At 43.3% G+C, this 20,336-nt stretch carries 17 protein-coding genes; 15 read left to right on the forward strand and 2 right to left on the reverse strand.

What is annotated here, in order from left to right; translation table 11 throughout:
• Positions 1-85 precede the first annotated feature (85 nt).
• Positions 86-1,585, reverse strand: coding sequence for an L-lactate permease (locus PGR74_RS12280; protein ID WP_041504605.1), 1,500 nt, complete (start codon positions 1,583-1,585; stop codon positions 86-88).
• Between the two features lie 239 nt (positions 1,586-1,824).
• On the opposite strand from PGR74_RS12280, the gene PGR74_RS12285 reads away from it, so the two are divergent.
• Together PGR74_RS12285 and smpB are read left to right on the forward strand one after the other, a co-directional pair.
• Positions 1,825-2,403, forward strand: a complete 579-nt coding sequence (locus PGR74_RS12285; RefSeq protein WP_041504545.1) for a YIP1 family protein — start codon at positions 1,825-1,827, stop codon at positions 2,401-2,403.
• Between the two features lie 10 nt (positions 2,404-2,413).
• The gene (gene smpB, locus PGR74_RS12290; protein WP_041504546.1) at positions 2,414-2,860 is read left to right on the forward strand and encodes an SsrA-binding protein SmpB; all 447 of its coding nucleotides are present in this window, start codon (positions 2,414-2,416) and stop codon (positions 2,858-2,860) included.
• A gap of 488 nt (positions 2,861-3,348) precedes the next feature.
• Here smpB and PGR74_RS12295 read toward each other — a convergent pair whose 3' ends face one another.
• A complete protein-coding gene (locus tag PGR74_RS12295) occupies positions 3,349-5,235 on the reverse strand; it encodes a hypothetical protein (protein ID WP_041504548.1) in 1,887 nt (628 codons plus the stop codon).
• A 187-nt stretch (positions 5,236-5,422) separates the two neighbouring features.
• Between PGR74_RS12295 and PGR74_RS12300 the strand changes: the two genes are divergently transcribed.
• From PGR74_RS12300 to PGR74_RS12360, 13 genes are all read left to right on the forward strand, one after another.
• A complete protein-coding gene (locus PGR74_RS12300) occupies positions 5,423-5,833 on the forward strand; it encodes a DUF1573 domain-containing protein (protein ID WP_041504549.1) in 411 nt (136 codons plus the stop codon).
• 105 nt (positions 5,834-5,938) lie between these two features.
• Entirely contained in the window at positions 5,939-8,545 is a 2,607-nt protein-coding gene (locus PGR74_RS12305; RefSeq protein ID WP_041504550.1) for a hypothetical protein, read from the forward strand.
• Positions 8,546-8,552: 7 nt separating this feature from the next.
• Positions 8,553-11,180, forward strand: a complete 2,628-nt coding sequence (locus PGR74_RS12310; RefSeq protein ID WP_041504551.1) for a hypothetical protein — start codon at positions 8,553-8,555, stop codon at positions 11,178-11,180.
• A gap of 103 nt (positions 11,181-11,283) precedes the next feature.
• Positions 11,284-11,655: a hypothetical protein gene (locus PGR74_RS12315; RefSeq protein ID WP_146216447.1), complete on the forward strand. Its 372-nt coding sequence runs from the start codon at positions 11,284-11,286 to the stop codon at positions 11,653-11,655.
• A 101-nt stretch (positions 11,656-11,756) separates the two neighbouring features.
• Positions 11,757-12,107, forward strand: a complete 351-nt coding sequence (locus PGR74_RS12320) for an NADH-quinone oxidoreductase subunit A (RefSeq protein ID WP_041504553.1) — start codon at positions 11,757-11,759, stop codon at positions 12,105-12,107.
• Positions 12,098-12,655 carry an NADH-quinone oxidoreductase subunit B gene (locus tag PGR74_RS12325; RefSeq protein WP_082027585.1) on the forward strand — a complete coding sequence of 186 codons (558 nt, stop codon included), beginning with the start codon at positions 12,098-12,100 and terminating at the stop codon, positions 12,653-12,655. Before PGR74_RS12320 ends, PGR74_RS12325 begins: the two co-directional genes overlap by 10 nt.
• A gap of 11 nt (positions 12,656-12,666) precedes the next feature.
• Positions 12,667-14,289 carry an NADH-quinone oxidoreductase subunit C gene (locus PGR74_RS12330; protein ID WP_041504606.1) on the forward strand — a complete coding sequence of 541 codons (1,623 nt, stop codon included), beginning with the start codon at positions 12,667-12,669 and terminating at the stop codon, positions 14,287-14,289.
• Between the two features lie 87 nt (positions 14,290-14,376).
• The gene (gene nuoH, locus PGR74_RS12335) at positions 14,377-15,453 is read left to right on the forward strand and encodes an NADH-quinone oxidoreductase subunit NuoH (protein ID WP_041504554.1); all 1,077 of its coding nucleotides are present in this window, start codon (positions 14,377-14,379) and stop codon (positions 15,451-15,453) included.
• A 10-nt stretch (positions 15,454-15,463) separates the two neighbouring features.
• Positions 15,464-15,952, forward strand: coding sequence for a 4Fe-4S binding protein (locus PGR74_RS12340; protein ID WP_041504555.1), 489 nt, complete (start codon positions 15,464-15,466; stop codon positions 15,950-15,952).
• Between the two features lie 46 nt (positions 15,953-15,998).
• Positions 15,999-16,508 carry an NADH-quinone oxidoreductase subunit J family protein gene (locus PGR74_RS12345; RefSeq protein WP_041504556.1) on the forward strand — a complete coding sequence of 170 codons (510 nt, stop codon included), beginning with the start codon at positions 15,999-16,001 and terminating at the stop codon, positions 16,506-16,508.
• A 56-nt stretch (positions 16,509-16,564) separates the two neighbouring features.
• Positions 16,565-16,864: an NADH-quinone oxidoreductase subunit NuoK gene (gene nuoK / locus PGR74_RS12350; protein WP_041504607.1), complete on the forward strand. Its 300-nt coding sequence runs from the start codon at positions 16,565-16,567 to the stop codon at positions 16,862-16,864.
• 50 nt (positions 16,865-16,914) lie between these two features.
• Positions 16,915-18,816, forward strand: a complete 1,902-nt coding sequence (nuoL, locus tag PGR74_RS12355) for an NADH-quinone oxidoreductase subunit L (RefSeq protein ID WP_041504557.1) — start codon at positions 16,915-16,917, stop codon at positions 18,814-18,816.
• Positions 18,817-18,833: 17 nt separating this feature from the next.
• Positions 18,834-20,327: a complex I subunit 4 family protein gene (locus PGR74_RS12360; protein WP_041504558.1), complete on the forward strand. Its 1,494-nt coding sequence runs from the start codon at positions 18,834-18,836 to the stop codon at positions 20,325-20,327.
• The last annotated feature ends 9 nt before the right edge of the window (positions 20,328-20,336 follow it).

Consider the following 20,336-nt stretch of genomic DNA (forward strand, 5'->3'; position numbering starts at 1 on the left):
AATTTGAAAAACGGATTCTATCCCATTTTTTCATTGTAATACATTCATCTTTCCAAAAATACAATCTTTAGCGTTTAAATTTCTTTCACGCGAATAAACAAACAATAACTCCTGTAATTATAACATAGGCTAACGCGTAAGGAACAGCCGCCTTCAATATATCTCCCTCCTGTCCCTGCTGATCAGTCGCCGACGTTGCAATTGCAATACTTTGCGGAGAGATAATTTTTCCTCCCGTCGCTCCGGCAGTATTGGCGGCAGACAACCAATTGGGATCCACTTGAATATGTTCCGCAACCCCTGCTTGCAACTTTCCAAAAAGGATATTAGCCGACGTATCGCTTCCGGTTAAAAAAGTACCTAAAGCCCCGATCGTCGGAGCAAAAAACGGGTACAAAGCCCCGGTCGCCGCAGATAAAGCCATTGCCAAAACCTGTATCATTCCGGCTGTCTCCATGACGGAAGAGAGGCCGACCAAACAAATCACCGTAACGACCGTTTTTCTCAATTGAATGAACGTTTTCCAAAGTAAACGCGACAGCACTCCGGCTGAAGCTCCTTGAATCAATCCCCCGATAAAGGAACCTAAAAACAAAAGGACTCCCCCTTGGGTCAACCACTGAATAACATACCGGTTTTCCTCTCCGCGAATGGTAAAAGAAACGGTTGATACCCCAACGGATTGTAAAGAGTTTTTTATCGTCGGAAATATCGGACTCGTTACCAACACGAAAAACATAATCAAAACATAAACCATCCATGCCGACACGATCTCTTTTCCCCGATACGGAGATTCTACTCTTTTCTCCCCCTCTTTACGAATCAACTTTCCGAAAAAAACAATAACGACCGCCGCAACAATACTACCGATAATGGCCGGAGTTTCCGCTCCTATATAACGAGCCGACAAATACTGGGCAGCTAAAGAAAAACTTCCGACCAACATACTTAATACCAAATTTTTAGGTAAAGATTTAAGTTTTGGATCTGCTAAAAACGTAAGGACGAAAGGTACTAAAAACATCAACACGGATAATTGAAGCACCACAGCCGTACTCAAAGGACTTACCGGCAAACCCGTTTCCTGAGCCAAAACAATCACAGGCACCCCCACGGCGCCAAAAGCCGTCGGAACACTATTGGCAATCAAACTCACGACAGCAGAAAAAAGCGGCCGGAACCCCAGGCTAATCAATATGGCTGCCGGGATGGCAACAGCGGTACCAAATCCTGCCATCCCCTCCAACAACCCGCCAAATCCCCAGGTAATCAAAAGTACTTGTATGCTTTTATCCGTGGAAATAGAGGAAAATTGTTGCTTCAACACCTCTATTTTTTTCGTACGTAACAATACGTTATAACTATATATAGCCATCAGGATAATAAAAAGGATAGGAACCAGCGCCTTTAACATACCGTACACAAAAGAAAGTGCCGTATCCCGTAGCGAACTATGAAAAGCAAACATAGCCAAAAATGCCGTTACGATCAAAGTAATCGCACTGCTTGCATCCCCCGACATTTTAAAGAATCCCATCAGGATAATCAATAAAAGAATAGGCAATGCCGCATAAAAGATTTCCATAACTTCTATCATTAAATCAACGAAAATAAAAAGATAACGAAAAACCTTTTCCATTCACTTAGATACGAGGAATAAACGTATAAAACAAAAAAAATGTTACTTCCCGTGGCTGATTTTTAAATTTATTTACGAGCCGACTATTTTAACCAAAACGGAAACCATCCCATTCCCGATCATGCTAAAACAAAATAAGAATCCGGGAACTTAATTGAATAAAAAATCATATTTTTGCAAGTCAAATGAGTAACGTACATTTAAAATACATAGCAATTCGATTGAAACATTTGCTGACGAACCCGGAAGCAGAATGGGATACAATTAGAACGGACGAGACGGGAAGGATCGAACTTTTCAGAAACTACATCGTCTTGCCGACGCTTCTATTTTCCATCCTGGTCTTTTTGCTCAGGCTTGCGAGCAATGATGCCATGGTCGCTTTGGGATGGGGAATCATTAATTTCATTGCCTGTACCGCGGGATGTTACGTCTGCTTCCGTCTTACGCGGGAATATCTTTCTAACAAAACGATAAACCCGGGCAAGACAGCCTTGCAACTATCCGTCTACAGTTCGGCTGTATTCATTCTATTTCATAGCCTTGCCGTCGGTTTTACGCAAAATTTTATCGGAGACGTGATGGCTATTCTCAGTCTTCTCTCGCTTAGAATATTATACATCGGATTAAATACGATATCGGGATTAAATACACGATACAAAAAAAGTGCCGTTATTATTATCGGATTACTGATTATTTGCACCCCCATTATCATTACGAGACTCTTGACAATTATTTTTAGAATCCCGGCTATTAACGCGTAAAGAAAAAATTATGGAAAACATCAATATAAGAAACAAACGAGCCTCTTTCGATTACGAATTTATAGAAGAATACACGGCCGGCATTGTATTGACAGGAACCGAAATCAAATCCATTCGCGCCGGCAAAGCCAGCCTGGTGGATGCCTATTGCTATTTCCATAATGGGGAACTGTGGGTAAAAGGAATGTATGTGGCCGAATACAAGTTAGGCACCTATTACAATCATATCGAACGACGCGAACGTAAACTGTTACTTCAGAAAAAAGAGTTGGTCAAACTGGAACGTAAAACAAAAGAATCCGGCCTGACGATCGTCCCGATCCGGCTCTTTTTAACTGAAAAAGGCTTTGCCAAACTCCGAATTGCACTGGCCCGCGGTAAAAAAGAGTTCGACAAACGAGAATCTTTAAAAGAGAAAGATGCCAAAAGGGAAATGGATCGTTTTATGAAAAAATAAATAAAATTCAAAGCCGGAATTCAGGATTTTCTCATCGTATTCAAGTCTCTTTTACCGATCAACATCAATAAACACCCGCACGTAAGTGCTTTGCTCCGCAACGATTATTGGAAAACAGGAGCCTTTTACCTTACCTGTATTTATCGTTCTATTCTCTTTTAAAAAAAACATTTTCAATAGAAAAAATCAAAAAAAAACAACATCCAAATGTTAAATTTTTAAAAAGAGTAGTACCTAATAAAGGTCGGCGTATTTTATATATGAAGAAAAATATTTTATTTTGTCACAAAAAACAGGGTTTTATTTATATGGAATAATTTACAAATTTAGTGAATCTATTTTTACTATGATAACGTAAATAATACAGGTCTAAAGCAATAGATTTATAATGATTAATAACCAAAAGGGAATATATCCCAATTCCGGGCGAGGACCCCTTATTCCTCCCCGGAATTTTTTATTCGCTTGTTCTGAATAAAAAAATCAAATCAATAAGAACGTTCATTACGTCCTTCCATCCAATTGATATAAGCCGTATTGACGACCTTATTTCCCCCGGGTGTCGGATAGTTTCCGGTAAAATACCAATCCCCGGTATTGCCAGGACATGCTTCGTGAAGATTTTCAACGGTTTGGAAAACTACTTTTATTTCGGCTTTTATGGCATCACTTTTTACCATCTGGGCTATTTTATCGGAAATTTCTTCATTACTGAAAGGGGCGTAAATCTCTTTCACGTAATTTCTTATCTGCTCTTTAGGAAGTTTCTCCTGTCGTTTGCATTTTTGATAAACCTCATCAATTAAACGAATCATATTCCGTTCTTTCAGTAACTCTATGGCCGCGTTAAAGGCAATAAATTCTCCCATCCGGTTCATATCTATCCCGTAACAATCCGGATACCGTATCTGGGGAGCCGAAGAGACAACAATAATTCGTTTAGGGTGCAAACTGTCCAATATCCGTAAAATACTCCTTTTTAAAGTCGTTCCGCGAACAATGGAGTCGTCGATTACCACTAAATTATCCGTATCCTTTACAGCTCCGTAGGTTACATCATATACATGTCCGACCATATCGTCACGTCCTTCGTCCCCAGTGATAAAAGTACGCAATTTAGCATCCTTGATGACAATCTTTTCAACACGAGGTTCTTTACAGATAATTGCATCCAACGTCTCTTCGCACCAATTCGCTTTCCCCTCCCGGATCAATCTTTTTTTATCTTCGACCATATACTGTTGTATCCCTTTTACCATTCCGTAAAAAGAAGTTTCAGCCGTGTTCGGAATAAAAGAGAAAACGGTATTATCCAGGTCACCCTCTATCGTTTTCAACAGCTGAGGCGTCAATAACTCCCCTAACCTTTTCCGCTCCCGATAAATACTTCGGTCGTTCCCCCGTGAAAAATAAATCCTTTCAAAAGAACAACTGCTTTTTTGCCGCGGTTCCCGTACCAACTCTTCCCGAACAGAACCATCCTTTTTTACAATCAAGGCATATCCCGGACGAATTTCCCGTATATTCGCATCGTCTACACGGAATGCCGTTTGAATGACAGCCCCTTCTGAAGCCACGACGACCACTTCTTCGTCTTTATAATAATAAGCCGGACGAATACCCCAAGGATCACGCATTACAAAAGCATCTCCGTGCCCTACCACTCCCGCAACCGCGTATCCGCCATCCCAGTCGGCACTACTCCTGGACAAAACACCGACCAAGTCCAAATGCTCCTCTATTAAGGACGAAATATCCTGTTTCGCATATCCCTGATCCCGGTAATCCCGATACCGATCCTGAATCTCATTATCTAAGTAATAACCGACTTTTTCCAATAAAGTTACCGTATCGGAATAGTTCCGGGGATGTTGACCCGCCTGAATCAGGCTTTCAAACAACTCATCCACGTTTGTCAGGTTAAAATTAGCCGCCAATGCCAGATTACGGGAACGCCAGTTACTCGCCCGCTTCAACGGATGTACATAATCAATATTATTTTTTCCGAAAGTAGCATAACGCAAATGTCCCAGATAAATCTCCGAAACAAACGGGAGATTCTGTTTACTCCAAACCGCATCTTTCTCTTTTACCTCCTCCGCGTGAATAGATTCGTGGATCTTGTCAAACACCTCTTGAATCGGATTGGCATCACACGAACGTACTCGGTCCATGTATTTAAATCCCGGAGCCATATCCAACTTTACTCCCACGACTCCAGCACCGTCCTGCCCACGATTTCGCTGTTTTTCCATCAAAATATACAAACGATTCAAACCGTATAGGTATGACCCGTATTTTTCCCGATAATATTCCAAGGGCTTTAATAACCGAATGAATGCAATCCCACATTCATGATTAATGACATCACTCATAAATAATTATATTTACCTTCCAATGAATAGATTCCGAAAGCGATACAAAATTAATAAAATCAAAAAGCTTTGACCGTTTCGAACAGACTAAATCATTTTATTTTTTTATTTTTTCAGATTTTATTTCAGAATATATCGATTTTTTTTCCGATAACCTTTATCTTTATACCACATAATACAGAAAAAAATGAAAAAAAAATACTGGTTTATCATCATCGCCGTTAGCTCTATCGTTGTTCTCTTTTTTCTTTTTTCAGAGGATGCTACTTTCGACAAGCCAAAGCAACAACAGACTGCAATCGAAGTAAACCGGGATTCGGTCTATTTAGATACCTTCCGGTACAGCGAGTCGAAAAAAACCATATTTGAAATTAAAAATACAGGTCATTTCCCATTGATCATAAAAAAAATAGAAACATCATGCGGATGTACCGATGTGACATGGAATAAAAAACCTCTATTGCCCGGGAAAACAGAAAAGATTCAAATTACCTTTACACCCAACTCCCTGGGACATTTCTCCAAAACCATCCGAATATTTTGCAATATCTCCTCTCAAACTTACACGTTAAGACTAAGCGGATTTGTAAAAGAATAATAATACTTAATTTCACACAAAAATCAATCCGCTTCGGTGTATTCAAAATAAAAACATTAACTTGGAAAAACATCGCTTAGAGAAATGAACCAAATCTAACCCATCATGAAACGAATATCATTGCTATTTAGTATAATAGTTTCACTATATGCCTTTCAGGAGCATCCTCCATTTGAGGAAGAAATATCCGATCTATTCTATAACCTTTTCCAAAAATATCCTAAAGAAAAACTCTACCTACATACCGACAAAGATATATATATCGCAGGAGATACCGTTTGGTTCAGAAGTTACATGGTAAATGCTTTTACGAATATTCCGATACTTCTCAGCAGACTCATATACGTGGAACTATCGGACAAGAGGGATTCCGTCATTCAGCGCCTCAAATTCAGGGAATGGGACTCCACTTTTTACGGCAACATCAATCTGCCGGAAGATATAAAGCAAGGAGATTATTGCATACGGGCCTTCACGTATTGGATGCAAAACGAGGGAACCGACTACTTTTTCAAAAAAAACATCCGGGTAGTGAACCCGCATGAAGCCAGAATCAATACCGAAGTGAAATACATCAGGCAAGAGAACGGCAGGTTAACGGCAGAGATCAGGTTATCGAACGCCATGAACATCGTCCACAACAAGCAAATGTTTATATATCAGGTAAATAAACAAAACCAAACAGGTAAAATCCGCTCCGCCCGCACCGACGATAACGGTATTTTACGCGTTCAACTCCAGCCGGATGACCGTATCATATACTTGAGCACGAAAGACGACTCCTCCATCGAATGTGACCGTTACCTCTATATACCCAAGGAGGTAACAGACTTCGACGTACAATTTTTCCCGGAAGGAGGAAATTTACTTAGCAACAATTACCAACGAGTTGCCTTTAAAGCCATCGATTCCAACGGGCTTTCAACAGAAATCGAGGGAACCGTATATTTAGACAGTATGCCTACCGTCCTAATCAAAAGCGAGCACAAGGGAATGGGAAGTTTTAAACTCCCTGCCTACACGAACAAACACTACTACGCCGAAATTACGAACAAGGACGGCATCACCAAACGTTTCGCTCTACCACCCGTCGTCAGCGAAGGGATAGGCATTCAATTGGCCTCCAAGGATTCCTGTATATATTATACGATTATTACCGCAAACAACTCTCGTTTCCCCGATGGACTTTCCCTGTTGATACAATGCAGGGGACAACTTCTTAACTTAATTCCTATCAATGCACGGCACAAAAAGGGAAAAATCACCATCTCCTCCCTGCCGGAAGGAATAATACAGGCCGTTTTAGTGGATTCCTCTTTCAAAGTATACAGCGAACGTCTGTTTTTCATCCGCCCCGGGAAACAAACAAATGTAGATATCCGTACAGATAAGGAAACATTCGGCCCGCGGGAAAAGATAAACCTTCGTCTGCTTTTAGACTCCAACGCCTCCCGGGGATCGTTCTCCATGGCCGTGGTGAAAGATTCCGGGTTAGACACCACCTCTTATAACGACAACATCCACTCCAACCTGCTGATGACCTCCGACCTGAAAGGATACATCGAGGAGCCCGGGTACTACTTCAGCGACACGACCGAGGAGATCAACCGACACTTGGATTTGGTCATGTTAACACACGGCTGGACACGGTTTAACGTGGCCGACCTGGAAAAAAATCAATCTCCCAGAATGAATTTCTATCTGGAATTAGGACAAGCCATTACCGGGAAAGTGAAAAATGTCTGGGGAAAAGCTTCTGAAAAGGCCAATTTGCTTTTTATTTCCGACAAGGGAAGCATCACCATGACTACCACGGATTCTACCGGATATTTCAGTAACAATCAATTGTTTTTTACCGATGGCACTAATTTTGTCGTCAGAGCCACTAACCAAAAAGGCAAAAAACGGGTAGAGATTCATTTCGATAAGGATTCGTTTTTAACCGTATCGAACTTTTTTCCTTACAACGAAAAAATCATGAGAGAAGCGGAAGAGTTTTACGACAAATTCAATCAAAATTATTATTACGAGAACGGGGAAAAAGTGTACCTGTTGAATGAAGTGAAGGTCAATCGCAAGGCTCCTCTCAAAAAATACTCTAAATACGACAGCTGGGCCGATGATCTTTACCGGTTGGATTCCGCCCGGATCGCAAATGATCCGGAAGAGAATATCGTCAAACTTATTGCCAGGAAAATACCCGGGCTCATGGTTTACAACGAACAAGTATGTGCCATAGGCCCGTTCCCGCCTCGCACAATTCCGGTTGCATTAAACGGATTCATGGAAAGGAGTTATACCTTTATCAACATGATTCCCAAAAGATATTTCTTGGGAGTTACTTTATTAACAGGTTCTATTGCCAAAAACTCTTTCGGAGAAGATTCCGTTCTTTTAATTACGACACAACCCGATTATCATTTTGAAAAACCATCCAATCAGATCAACATAAACCGGATACGTCCGATGGGAATTCGAATCCCGGATGAGTTTTACGTTCCGAAATACGAAATCGACTCCATACGCAACGCCCCTGAAAAAGATAAAAGAGTAACCCTATTCTGGGATCCGGTCATCACGTTAGACCCCGGAAAAACGACAGCACTTTCATGTTACACGAACGATAAACCGGGAACTTATTCCATCATTGTCGAAGGGATAACCTCAGACGGGAAAACGGTAAGAAAAACAAAAAAGATAAAACTCAAATAACAACATCATGAAACGCATTGCATTACTAACCTGTTTGGTATCCGTTTTATATGCTTTTCGGGAAATTCCTCCTTTCAAACAAGAGTTAGCTGAAAAATTTTACAATCTTTTCCAAAAAACACCCAAAGAAAAAATCTACCTACACACGGATAAAGAGATCTATTATGCCGGTGAAGACATTTGGTTCAGAGCTCACCAAGTCGATGCCGCCACCCATATTCCTCATGTCATCAGTAGAATCCTCTATGTCGAATTAACCGATAAACAGGACTCCGTTCTTCAACGTCTCAAATTCATGGAATGGGACTCCGCCTTTTCAGGTAACATCAGGCTACCCGAAAAAATGGTTCAAGGCAATTATTGTATCCGGGCTTTCACCTACTGGATGCAAAACGAAGGAACGGACTATTTTTTCAAAAAAAACATCCGTATTCTCAATCCTTCCGAAGCCCGAGTAAACACCGATATCAGATACATCCGGGCGACAGACAATACCCTCAGAGCCGAAATCACGTTCACTAACGCCAGGAATACTCCCTATGTCAGAGAATCTTTTCAATATCAAGTGAACAAACGCAACGCAACTGGTAAAACACAGAACAGACGTACCGACGATAAAGGAATTCTCCGAATCGAACTGGAACCTGACGACTACTCCATACACCTCTCGACCAAAGACAAATCATCCGTCGATCTGGATCGCTACCTGTATATTCCGATGGAATCCACAGACTTCGATGTTCAATTCTTTCCGGAAGGAGGCAATCTAATAACAAACAATTACCAGGTTGTCGCATTCAAGGCTATCGATACCAACGGTCTTGCTACCGAAGTGGAAGGGCACATCTATACGGACAGCACAATCATCGCCAAAATAAAAAGCGAACACGAGGGAATGGGTAGTTTTAAATTACCCGTATACAACAACAGGCGTTACTATGCCGAACTGACCAATAGCAAGGGTATCACCAAACGTTTCGAACTTCCTTCTCCGGTCGACCACGGTTTCGGTATTCAATTAACAGCCCGTGATTCCATTATAGAATATAAAATCATGCAAGGAGAGAAAGCATCGTTTCCTCCCGGCATGACCCTATTATTACAATGCAGGGGACGACTCATTAATCTTGTCCCCGCGGACGAACACCATTTCGAAGGCAAAATACTTCGCAACACCCTGCCGGAAGGCATCATTCATGCCGTCCTCGTAGACACCGCGTACAGAATATACAGTCAACGAATCTTCTTTATTCGTCCCGGGCATCTCGCAAAACTGGACATTGCTACCGATAAAGAAGAGTTCGTCTCGCGCGAAAGCGTCACCGTAAAACTACTCCTCGACTCGATTGCCGACAGAGGATCATTCTCCATGGCCGTTGTTCCCGATTCCGACCGCGATACGTCGCATTATATCGACGACATTCAGTCCAACCTGTTGCTGACCTCCGATTTAAAGGGGTACATTGAAGAACCGGGATACTATTTCAGCGATACGACCGAAACGATCGCCCGACACACGGATCTCCTTATGCTCACCCACGGCTGGACCCGTTTCAATATCGCCGATATCGCAAAAGCGAAAACGGAAGAGTGTGAATTTTACTTAGAACGAGGGCAATCCATTGCCGGCAAAGTAAAAGACGTCTGGGGAAAAGCGGCCCGAAAAGCCAGATTACTTTTTCTCTCCGACAAGGGAGATATCACGATGACCGAAGCCGATTCTTCCGGGCGTTTTTGCAACAATTTATTTTTCATCGACGGGACCAAGTTTGTTGTCAGAGCAACAAATCAGAAAGGAAAACACCGGGTAGAAATCGAGTTTGACAAAGAAAAGTTTCTGCCCGTTTCCAACTTTTTCCCGTATAACGAAAAAATCCGCCGGGAAGAAGACGATTTCTATAATAACGCTTACGAAAACTACTATTACGAAAACGGAGAAAAAATCTACTTATTGAACGAGGTAAAGGTCGTTCGCAAAATACCCCCCAAAAAATATACGACATACGATAACTGGGTAGACGATCTCTACCGGTTAGACTCCGCTCAGATCGCCAACGAGCCGGAAGAAGACATCGTAAAACTGATCGTTCTCAAATTTCCGGGGCTTATGAGATACAACGACGAAGTATACCCTTTGGGTCCATACCCGCCGAAACGTAAAATTCCAATGACGGTAAACGGTTTTTTAGAACGTAACTCCACGTTTGTTCGCATGATACCCAAAAGATTTTTATTGGGAATAAGTCTTTTAACCGGCCCGGTCGCCAGAAATATTACGGACCCTTTTGATACATCGTCCTGTAAGGATACCGTTCTATTGATAACGACCCGACCGGATTACCATTTTGAAAAACCATCGACTCATTTCAACATAAACCGTATCAGCCCCCAAGGCATTCAAATACCCGATGAATTTTATGTACCCAAATACGAGATCGACTCCGTACGGCTCAGCACAACCAAAGACGAAAGAACAACGCTTTACTGGCAGCCGTTGATTCGGCTTGAACCGGGTAAATCCGTTAAATTTTCGTTCTATACCGGGGATAAACGAGGAAGTTACACCATTATTATAGAAGGAGTCACTCGAACGGGAGCTATTATAAGAAAAATGAAAAAGATCAAGGTAAACTGATCGTTTGCATGTAATAGTTGTTAATTAACATACTTTACAACCAAATTTGGGAACTATGATTTAAAATTAAGTTATCTTTGTGGACCTTTTAAAAAAGAGACAAATGCGTAATTTACTAAAATACAGTCTATTAACACTATCCATTCTCTTAATGAACGGATCTTCTCAAGCCATTTCCGCCCAACCGGAAGTGTTAAGAGAGAGTTATGCCGCTCAAACAACCTTACGCCAAGCCTCTAATGAAATTCTCCACTTACTGGAAGCAATCTCTTCCTACTTCGGAGAAGCCCCGTTAGGTAACACGCATATTACCTCGGATCTAAAATCTTACATCCATCACCTGTTTCATGCCAAGTATGCAAAGAACATTACACAGTCTTTAGCACCTTTTAATCTGAACAGGTATTTTCATCCTTATTCGACTCTTAACAAAACAAAATACTACGTTTTTGCCTTACGCAAAATCATTATTTAGTTTATTGAAAGAGAGAGTATCCCTTTTTCCTTTTCTATCCTTTAGTATAAATTAGTCATCTGATTTATCTATTTTATATCTACATTTTAACATTTTATTTTATGAATCTGACCTTATTTGTAGTAGTGCTACTTACGGCCATCGCACTTGTCGTCATGGCCATGGGAATAGCCCGGTTGATCTCTCCCCGTTCTTACAATCAACAAAAGGGGGAAGCCTACGAGTGCGGTATCCCGACGCGAGGAAAATCCTGGATGCAATTTAAAGTAGGATATTACCTGTTTGCCATCCTGTTTCTGATGTTTGACGTGGAAACCGTATTTCTGTTTCCCTGGGCTGTCACGGTTCAAAGTTCCGGCATATACGGATTACTAAATATATTGTTTTTCATGTTGATTCTAATCTTAGGATTAGCATATGCCTGGAAGAAAGGAGCGTTGGAATGGAAGTAAATATCAAATCCATGAAATATGAAGAGTTCAATGACAACGAGTATCTTGAACAACTTCGGGCATCCGGCACAAACGTGTTCATGGGATGCCTTGACGAGGTTATCAACTGGGGACGTTCGAACTCCCTTTGGCCTCTTACCTTTGCGACCAGCTGCTGCGGTATCGAATACATGGCAGTCGGAGCAGCCCGTTATGATTTTGCCCGTTTCGGCTTCGAAGTAACCCGAGCCAGTCCGCGGCAAGCCGACTTTATTGTCGTAGCGGGAACGATCGTCCATAAAATGGCTCCGGTACTAAGACGCCTTTACGACCAGATGGCAGAGCCGAAATATGTTATCGCCATGGGCGGATGCGCTATTTCCGGTGGCCCTTTCAAAAATTCATACCATGTCGTTAAGGGAGTTGATTCCATTATCCCGGTTGACGTCTACGTACCCGGTTGTCCTCCCCGGCCGGAAGCATTGTTATACGGTATCATGCAACTCCAACGGAAACTAAAGGTTGAAAAATTCATCGGGGGAGTCAATCGAAAAGAAGAGAAGAAATAAATGATCTATTTATGCTAACAGATAAAATCAAACATATCAACCCGGATATCGTCATAGAGGAAAACGGTATACCCACCGTTATCGTCCCGGTTTCCGAATATCGAAATATAGCCTTGTTTTTCAAAAACGATCCCCAACTCTCTTTTGATTACTTGGTATGCATGACCGGCATGGACTGGGGAGATTCCATGGGTGTCATCAACCTACTTGAATCCACGATACACGGGCATCGTATCTTCCTAAAAACAAGCACTACCGACCGGGAGAACCCGGAACTTCCCTCGATAAGCGATATTTGGGAAACAGCCAACCTAAACGAACGGGAAGTGTTCGACTTTTTCGGTATACGTTTCATCAATCATCCGGATATGCGTCGTCTTTTCTTACGCAACGACTGGGTAGGCTACCCGTTACGAAAAGACTACGACGCAAGCGAAGTCATCAATCCCGTCCGTATAGAAAGCGATGAGACATTGGATACCGCCCCCACTTACAAGGAGAATAGAAGCGGAGAGATACAGGAAAAAGAGAATATCGTATTCAAAGAAAACGAATACGTGGTGAACATCGGTCCTCAACATCCGGCTACCCACGGAGTTCTTCGTTTTAGAGTATCCTTGGAAGGTGAAATCGTAAAAAAAGTAGATGTCAACTGCGGTTACATCCACCGGGGCATCGAAAAACTGTGCGAAACCCTCACCTATCCCCAAACATTAGCCCTGACGGATCGACTGGACTATTTAGCCGCACAACAAAACCGTCACGCGTTATGCATGTGTATCGAAGAGGCTTTGCAAATCGAAATACCGGAACGGGTGAAATACATCCGGACTCTTATGGACGAACTGAACAGACTCTCTTCTCATCTCTTGTTTTGGTCGGCTCTATGCATGGACTTGGGAGCTCTTACGGCTTTCTTTTACGGTTTCCGTGACCGGGAGAAAGTATTGAATATGCTGGAAGAAACGACCGGAGGACGTCTGATTCAGAATTACAATGTAATCGGCGGAGTCATGGCAGATATTCATCCCAACCTAACCCGCCGGATCAAAGAGTTTATCACCTATCTACCTCCCATGATCAAAGAGTATCATGAGGTATTTACCGGAAATATCATTGCACAGCAACGCCTGAAAAACATCGGTATCTTATCCAAAGAGAACGCAATCTCTTATGGCGTTACCGGACCTTCCGGAAGAGCTTCCGGGTGGGCATGCGACGTTCGCAAGCGAATGCCGTACGGAGTCTATGATAAAGTAGATTTCAAAGAGATCATCTATAACGAAGGAGACTCGTTCAGCAGATACATGGTCCGGATGGAAGAGATGCTCGAATCCCTCCATATTCTGGAGCAATTGGTCGACAATATACCGGCCGGGGATTTTGCAGTAAAAACGAAACCGGTGATTAAACTCCCGGAAGGCCAATATTTCAAGAGTGTAGAGGCCAGCAGAGGAGAATTCGGAGTATACATCGAAAGCCGGGGTGAAAAAACACCCTACCGGATGAAGTTCCGTTCCCCTTGTCTGACATTGGTCTCCGTTGTCGATCAATTGGCACAAAACAACAAGATCGCCGACCTGATCGCCATTGGAGGTACCTTAGATTACGTGGTCCCGGATCTCGACAGATAAATAAAAATAAAAGATACTTAGGTTTAGTAAGGAATACAAATAGTGTTGGAATTATAAATCTAAAATCATAAATCTAAAATAGCATATATGTTTGATTTTTCGACAATAACAGAATGGATAGACAACTTACTCCGAAGTTTCCTGCCCCATACCGCGGCAACTTTGATCGAGTTCGTCATCATCGGGTTATGCCTGTTGGTGGGCTACGCACTCATTGCCTTAGTATTGATTTATGCCGAACGAAAAGTGTGCGCCTTTTTCCAGTGCCGGATCGGCCCTAATCGCGTAGGACCTTACGGCATCATACAAAGCATCGCCGATATGATTAAAATGCTCACGAAAGAGTTGATCGAAATCAATCAGGTAGACCGTTTCCTATTCAACTTAGCCCCCTTCGTGGTGATCGTCGCCTCCGTATTGGCATTCGGGTGCATTCCGTTTGCCAAAGGACTGCATGTTATCGATTTTCACGTGGGTATTTTTTTCCTGATTGCCGTCTCTTCCATCGGTATCGTCGGGATTCTGCTTGCCGGATGGGCCAGTAATAACAAATACTCCCTCATCGGGGCCATGCGAAGCGGAGCCCAAATGATCAGCTACGAACTCTCCATCGGACTCTCTATCTTGACGATAGTTGTATTTGCGGGAAGTATGCAACTCTCCACGATCGTAGAAGAACAAGCCAACGGATGGTTTATTTTCAGAGGTCATATTCCGGCTCTTATCTCATTCGTAGTATATCTGATAGCCGGAACGGCAGAAACCAACAGAGGTCCTTTCGACCTGCCGGAAGCCGATTCGGAGCTGACGGCCGGATACCACACGGAATATTCCGGGATGCAGTTCGGATTTTTCTATTTGGCGGAATACCTGAACATGTTTATCGTGGCCGCTGTTGCCACTACCCTGTTTTGGGGAGGATGGATGCCGCTGCATATTCCGGGATGGGAAAGTTTCAATCAGATCATGGACTACATTCCGACCATCGTCTGGTTTTTCGGGAAAGTGGCAGTCATCATATTTATTATTATGTGGTTCAAATGGACCTTTCCGCGATTAAGAATAGACCAATTGCTTAAATTGGAATGGAGATATCTTCTGCCCATTAACCTGTTCAATCTTTTTTTAATGGTCGTCATCGTGGTTTTTAAACTACACTTTTAAACTTTGAATTATGAACGTGAAAGAATATATCAGTTCCTTTTTCAGCGGATTACACTCGCTGCTTGTCGGAATGCGGGTAACGTTAAACGAATTTTTCACCCGGAAAACAACGGAACAATACCCTGAAAACAGGGCCACACTAAAAATGTTCGATCGGTTCCGTGGAGAATTGACCATGCCGCATAACGAAAAAAACGAACATAAGTGCATTGCTTGCGGAATTTGCGAGATGAATTGTCCTAACGGAACCATCAAAATCACTTCGGAATTCCTGACGGACGAGGAGGGAAAAAAGAAAAAGGTATTGGTAAAATACCAATACGATTTAGGTAGTTGCCTGTTTTGCCAACTATGCGTAAAAAATTGCCCCCAACAGGCTATTACATTTATTCCCACGTTTGAACACGCTGTTTTCACGCGTTCAAAATTGGTCAGGATACTGAACCGCGAAGGATCTAAAGTGGAAAAAAAACAAAACAACGAAAAGAGAGAGGGATAACAGGAACTTTTGTTACAACCCCGTCTCTATATTAATAGATTGAATTATGAATATTGCTTTACAAGATGCCGTTTTCTTTATTTTGGCAACAGTCATCGTAGTTTGTTCCATTCTGACGGTAACGACAAAAAGGATTCTACGATCTGCGACCTACTTGTTATTCGTGCTTTTTGCCACGGCAGGTATCTATTTTCAGCTTAATTACTCCTTTTTAGGTGCCGTTCAAATAACCATCTACGCGGGAGGCATTATCATACTTTACGTATTCTCCATTTTGTTGACCAGTCCGGATGGAGATAAAGCGGAAAAACTAAAAAACAGCAAAATGGCCGCGGGTTTACTGACAGCTTTGGCAGGTACGGTCCTATGTGTTTTTATCACTTTAACACATTCGTTCGGCCCCAGTCGGCCTGCGGATGGAGAAATTCATATGAAAACCATCGGAACGGCCTTAATGGGCATGGAGAAATACCAATACCTGCTGCCTTTTGAAGCCATTAGCGTCTTGCTGTTGGCTTGTATGATCGGAGGTATTGTCATCGCCCGGAAACGATAAAAACAAAACGAAAGAAAAACATTGCAAAATCTAAACATAAGCACATGGAAATACACATGGAATATTATCTGGTAATCAGCACCGTCATGCTTTTTGCAGGAATATACGGATTCATCACCCGCAGAAATTTATTGGCCATCTTGATCTCGATCGAGCTGATCCTGAACTCGGTTGATATCAATTTCGCGGTATTCAACCGTTACCTTTTTCCCGATCAATTGGAAGGTTTTTTCTTCACCTTGTTTGCAATCGGAATATCAGCCTGCGAAACGGCCGTGGCCATCGCCATCATTATAAACATATACCGGAACATCAGGAATATCCAGGTAAAGAACTTGAATAAGATGAAACATTAAAATCCGACGAATTACAAAATCGGGAATTTGAAAATATAAAATTATAAATCATGGAATACGTTTTACTCATTCTGATCCTGCCGCTATTTACCTTCTTGGCCATCGGGTTACTGGGAACGAAGCTTAAACCGCTGACAGCCGGTTGCATAGGAACCGCCTCTCTCGCCCTCTCGGCCATCTTAGCCTATATCGCGGCAGGACAATATTTCTCAACGGCACAGGTAAACGGCATATATGAAAAATTAATCCCCGTGAATTTCACGTGGCTTCAATTCACGGATCGTTTGCATATCGATTTAGGGCTTTTATTAGACCCGATCTCGGTCATGATGCTGGTGGTCATTACCACGGTCTCGCTGATGGTGCATATATACAGTCTCGGATACATGAAAGGAGAACGGGGATTTCAGCGTTATTACGCTTTTCTCTCCCTATTCAGCTTTTCCATGTTAGGGTTAGTCGTGGCAACCAACATTTTCCAGATGTATATATTCTGGGAGTTAGTCGGGGTCTCCTCCTACCTGCTGATCGGTTTCTATTATACCAAACCGGAAGCTGTATCCGCCTCTAAAAAAGCATTTATCGTCACCCGGTTTGCCGACCTCGGTTTTTTGATCGGAATCCTGCTATTATCCTATTTCACAAAGACATTCAGTTTCGAATTGCTGACTTCCGGCGACCGATCCCTGTTTACCGACGCATCCGGAATGACATTTATGGGCTGCTCTGTTATCAGCTGGGCATTGGCCCTTATCTTTATCGGGGGAGCAGGAAAATCGGCCATGTTTCCTTTACATATCTGGTTACCGGACGCCATGGAAGGTCCGACTCCGGTTTCCGCGTTGATTCACGCCGCCACCATGGTCGTGGCAGGAGTATATCTGGTAGCCCGATTATTTCCCGTCTATTACTTGGAGGCGCCCGACGTTTTAGTCGTCATCGCTATCGTGGGGGCTTTTACCTCTTTATACGCGGCTGTCGTCGCATGCGTACAAACCGATATCAAACGGGTATTGGCCTTCTCTACCATCTCCCAAATCGGGTTCATGATGGTAGCTTTAGGTGTCTCCGGCATGGAGGGACATGCCGGATTGGGCTACATGGCCTCCATGTTCCACCTCTTCACTCATGCCATGTTTAAAGCCTTGTTGTTCCTCGGCGCAGGAGCCATCATTCATGCCGTACACAGCAACGAGATGAGCCATATGGGAGGATTGAGAAAGTATCTTCCGGTTACGCATATTACCTTTTTGGTCGCTTGTCTTGCCATTTCGGGGATTCCCCCTTTCTCCGGTTTTTTCAGTAAAGACGAAATATTAGCCGCAACCTTCAATTTCAGTCCTATATTGGGAGGTGTCATGAGTTTTATCGCCGCTTTAACCGCATTCTATATGTTCCGGCTGTATTACAATATTTTCTGGGGAAAAGAGAGTCCGCACGAACACACGCCCCACGAAGCTCCTCGGTCCATGACCTTACCGTTGGTATTTCTGGCCATAGTCACCCTGTTTGCCGGTTTTATTCCCTTCGGGAAATTTGTCAGCAGTAACGGAGCCGAATACGCGATTCATTTGGATTGGGTCGTAGCCGCCAGTAGCGTACTTATCGCTTGTATAGCGATCGCTATCGCAACCCGCCTGTATAAAAAAGAGAGCTCCGTCCCGGCTCAAATGGCCAATACTTTCCCTACCTTATACAAGGCAGCATCCAAACGGTTCTATATCGATGAGTTTTATCTGTTTATTACCAAACGGATCATATTCAACGGAATATCCCGTCCGATCGCCTGGTTCGACCGCCACATCATCGACGGAACGATGAACGGTATAGCTCAATTGTCCCAACGAACCGCATACGCGATCCGGGGATTCCAATCCGGACAAATACAACAGTATGCTTATATTATCCTGTTGGGTACCTTATTCATCGCCTTTTTGGTTTTATTCGTGTAATCTAAAATACAAAAGATATGAATTTTTTATCCTTATTCGTTCTTATTCCGATCCTGATGATGTGCGGATTGCTCTTTTCAGCGAACCTGAAACAGATACGAGCCGTTGTTGCCGCGGGAGGATCTCTATTGCTGGCTTTGGCCATCGGATCGGTATTCGCCTACATCGGAGAACGAAACGCCGGAAACACGGCGGAAATGCTTTTTACGGCAGATTGCGTATGGTACGCTCCGCTTAACATTCACTACTCCGTAGGGGTCGACGGAATCTCCGTCGCCATGTTACTGCTCTCTTCCGTCATTGTTTTCACGGGAATATTTGCCTCCTGGAAAATGGAGTTCCTGCAAAAAGAATACTTCATGTGGTTCTGTTTGCTCGCCGTCGGCGTATTCGGTTTCTTTATCTCCGTAGATCTGTTCACCATGTTTATGTTTTACGAGATCGCCCTGATTCCCATGTATCTGTTGATCGGGGTATGGGGTAGCGGAAAGAAAGAGTACGCGGCCATGAAATTAACCCTCATGCTGATGGGAGGCTCGGCCTTATTATTGGTAGGAATCTTGGGTATCTATTTCCATTCGGCAACCGACGGGGGACAGTTGACCATGAACCTGCTCCAGATCGCCCGAACCCATATCCCGGTAGAAGCCCAACATTGGTTCTTCCCCTTGACATTCGTCGGTTTCGGTGTTTTGGGGGCCTTGTTTCCGTTTCATACCTGGTCTCCCGACGGACACGCATCCGCCCCGACGGCCGTCTCCATGCTACACGCGGGAGTATTGATGAAGTTAGGAGGCTACGGTTGCTTCCGGGTAGCCATCTACCTGATGCCCGAAGCCGCCAAGGAACTATCCTGGATATTTATCATCCTGACGGGTATCAGTGTGGTATACGGAGCCTATTCGGCCATCGTACAAACCGATTTGAAATACATCAATGCCTACTCTTCCGTAAGCCATTGCGGATTAGTATTGTTCGCCATTCTGATGCTGAACCAGACTGCCATGACCGGAGCTGTACTCCAGATGCTCTCCCACGGTTTGATGACGGCTCTCTTTTTCGCCCTCATCGGCATGATATACGGACGCACGCACACGCGGGATATCCGGGAAATGGGCGGATTGATGAAAATTATTCCCTTCTTGGGCTGCTGTTACGTTATTGCCGGTTTAGCCTCTTTAGGTTTACCGGGATTAAGCGGATTCGTGGCCGAGATGACGGTATTTGTCGGGGCGTTCCAACACACGGATACCTTCCATCGGGTCTTCACGATCATCGCCTGTACCTCAATCGTCATTACGGCGGTCTATATCCTTCGGGTTGTCGGCAAACTTCTGTACGGACAAGTCGTTAACGACCACCATCTGGCCCTCACGGATGCCAACTGGTACGAACGCCTGTCCGTCATCGTATTGATACTGGCGATAGCCGGTATCGGTCTGGCTCCCTTGTGGATATCCGACATGATCCGCGAAAGTTTATTGCCGGTCGTTAACGTGTTGAACTATTAGTAATCATTA

Origin of the sequence: Sanguibacteroides sp. AM78-02pH3A (assembly GCF_027666085.1) — a bacterium.
GTDB classification, from domain to species: domain Bacteria; phylum Bacteroidota; class Bacteroidia; order Bacteroidales; family Marinifilaceae; genus Gabonibacter; species Gabonibacter massiliensis.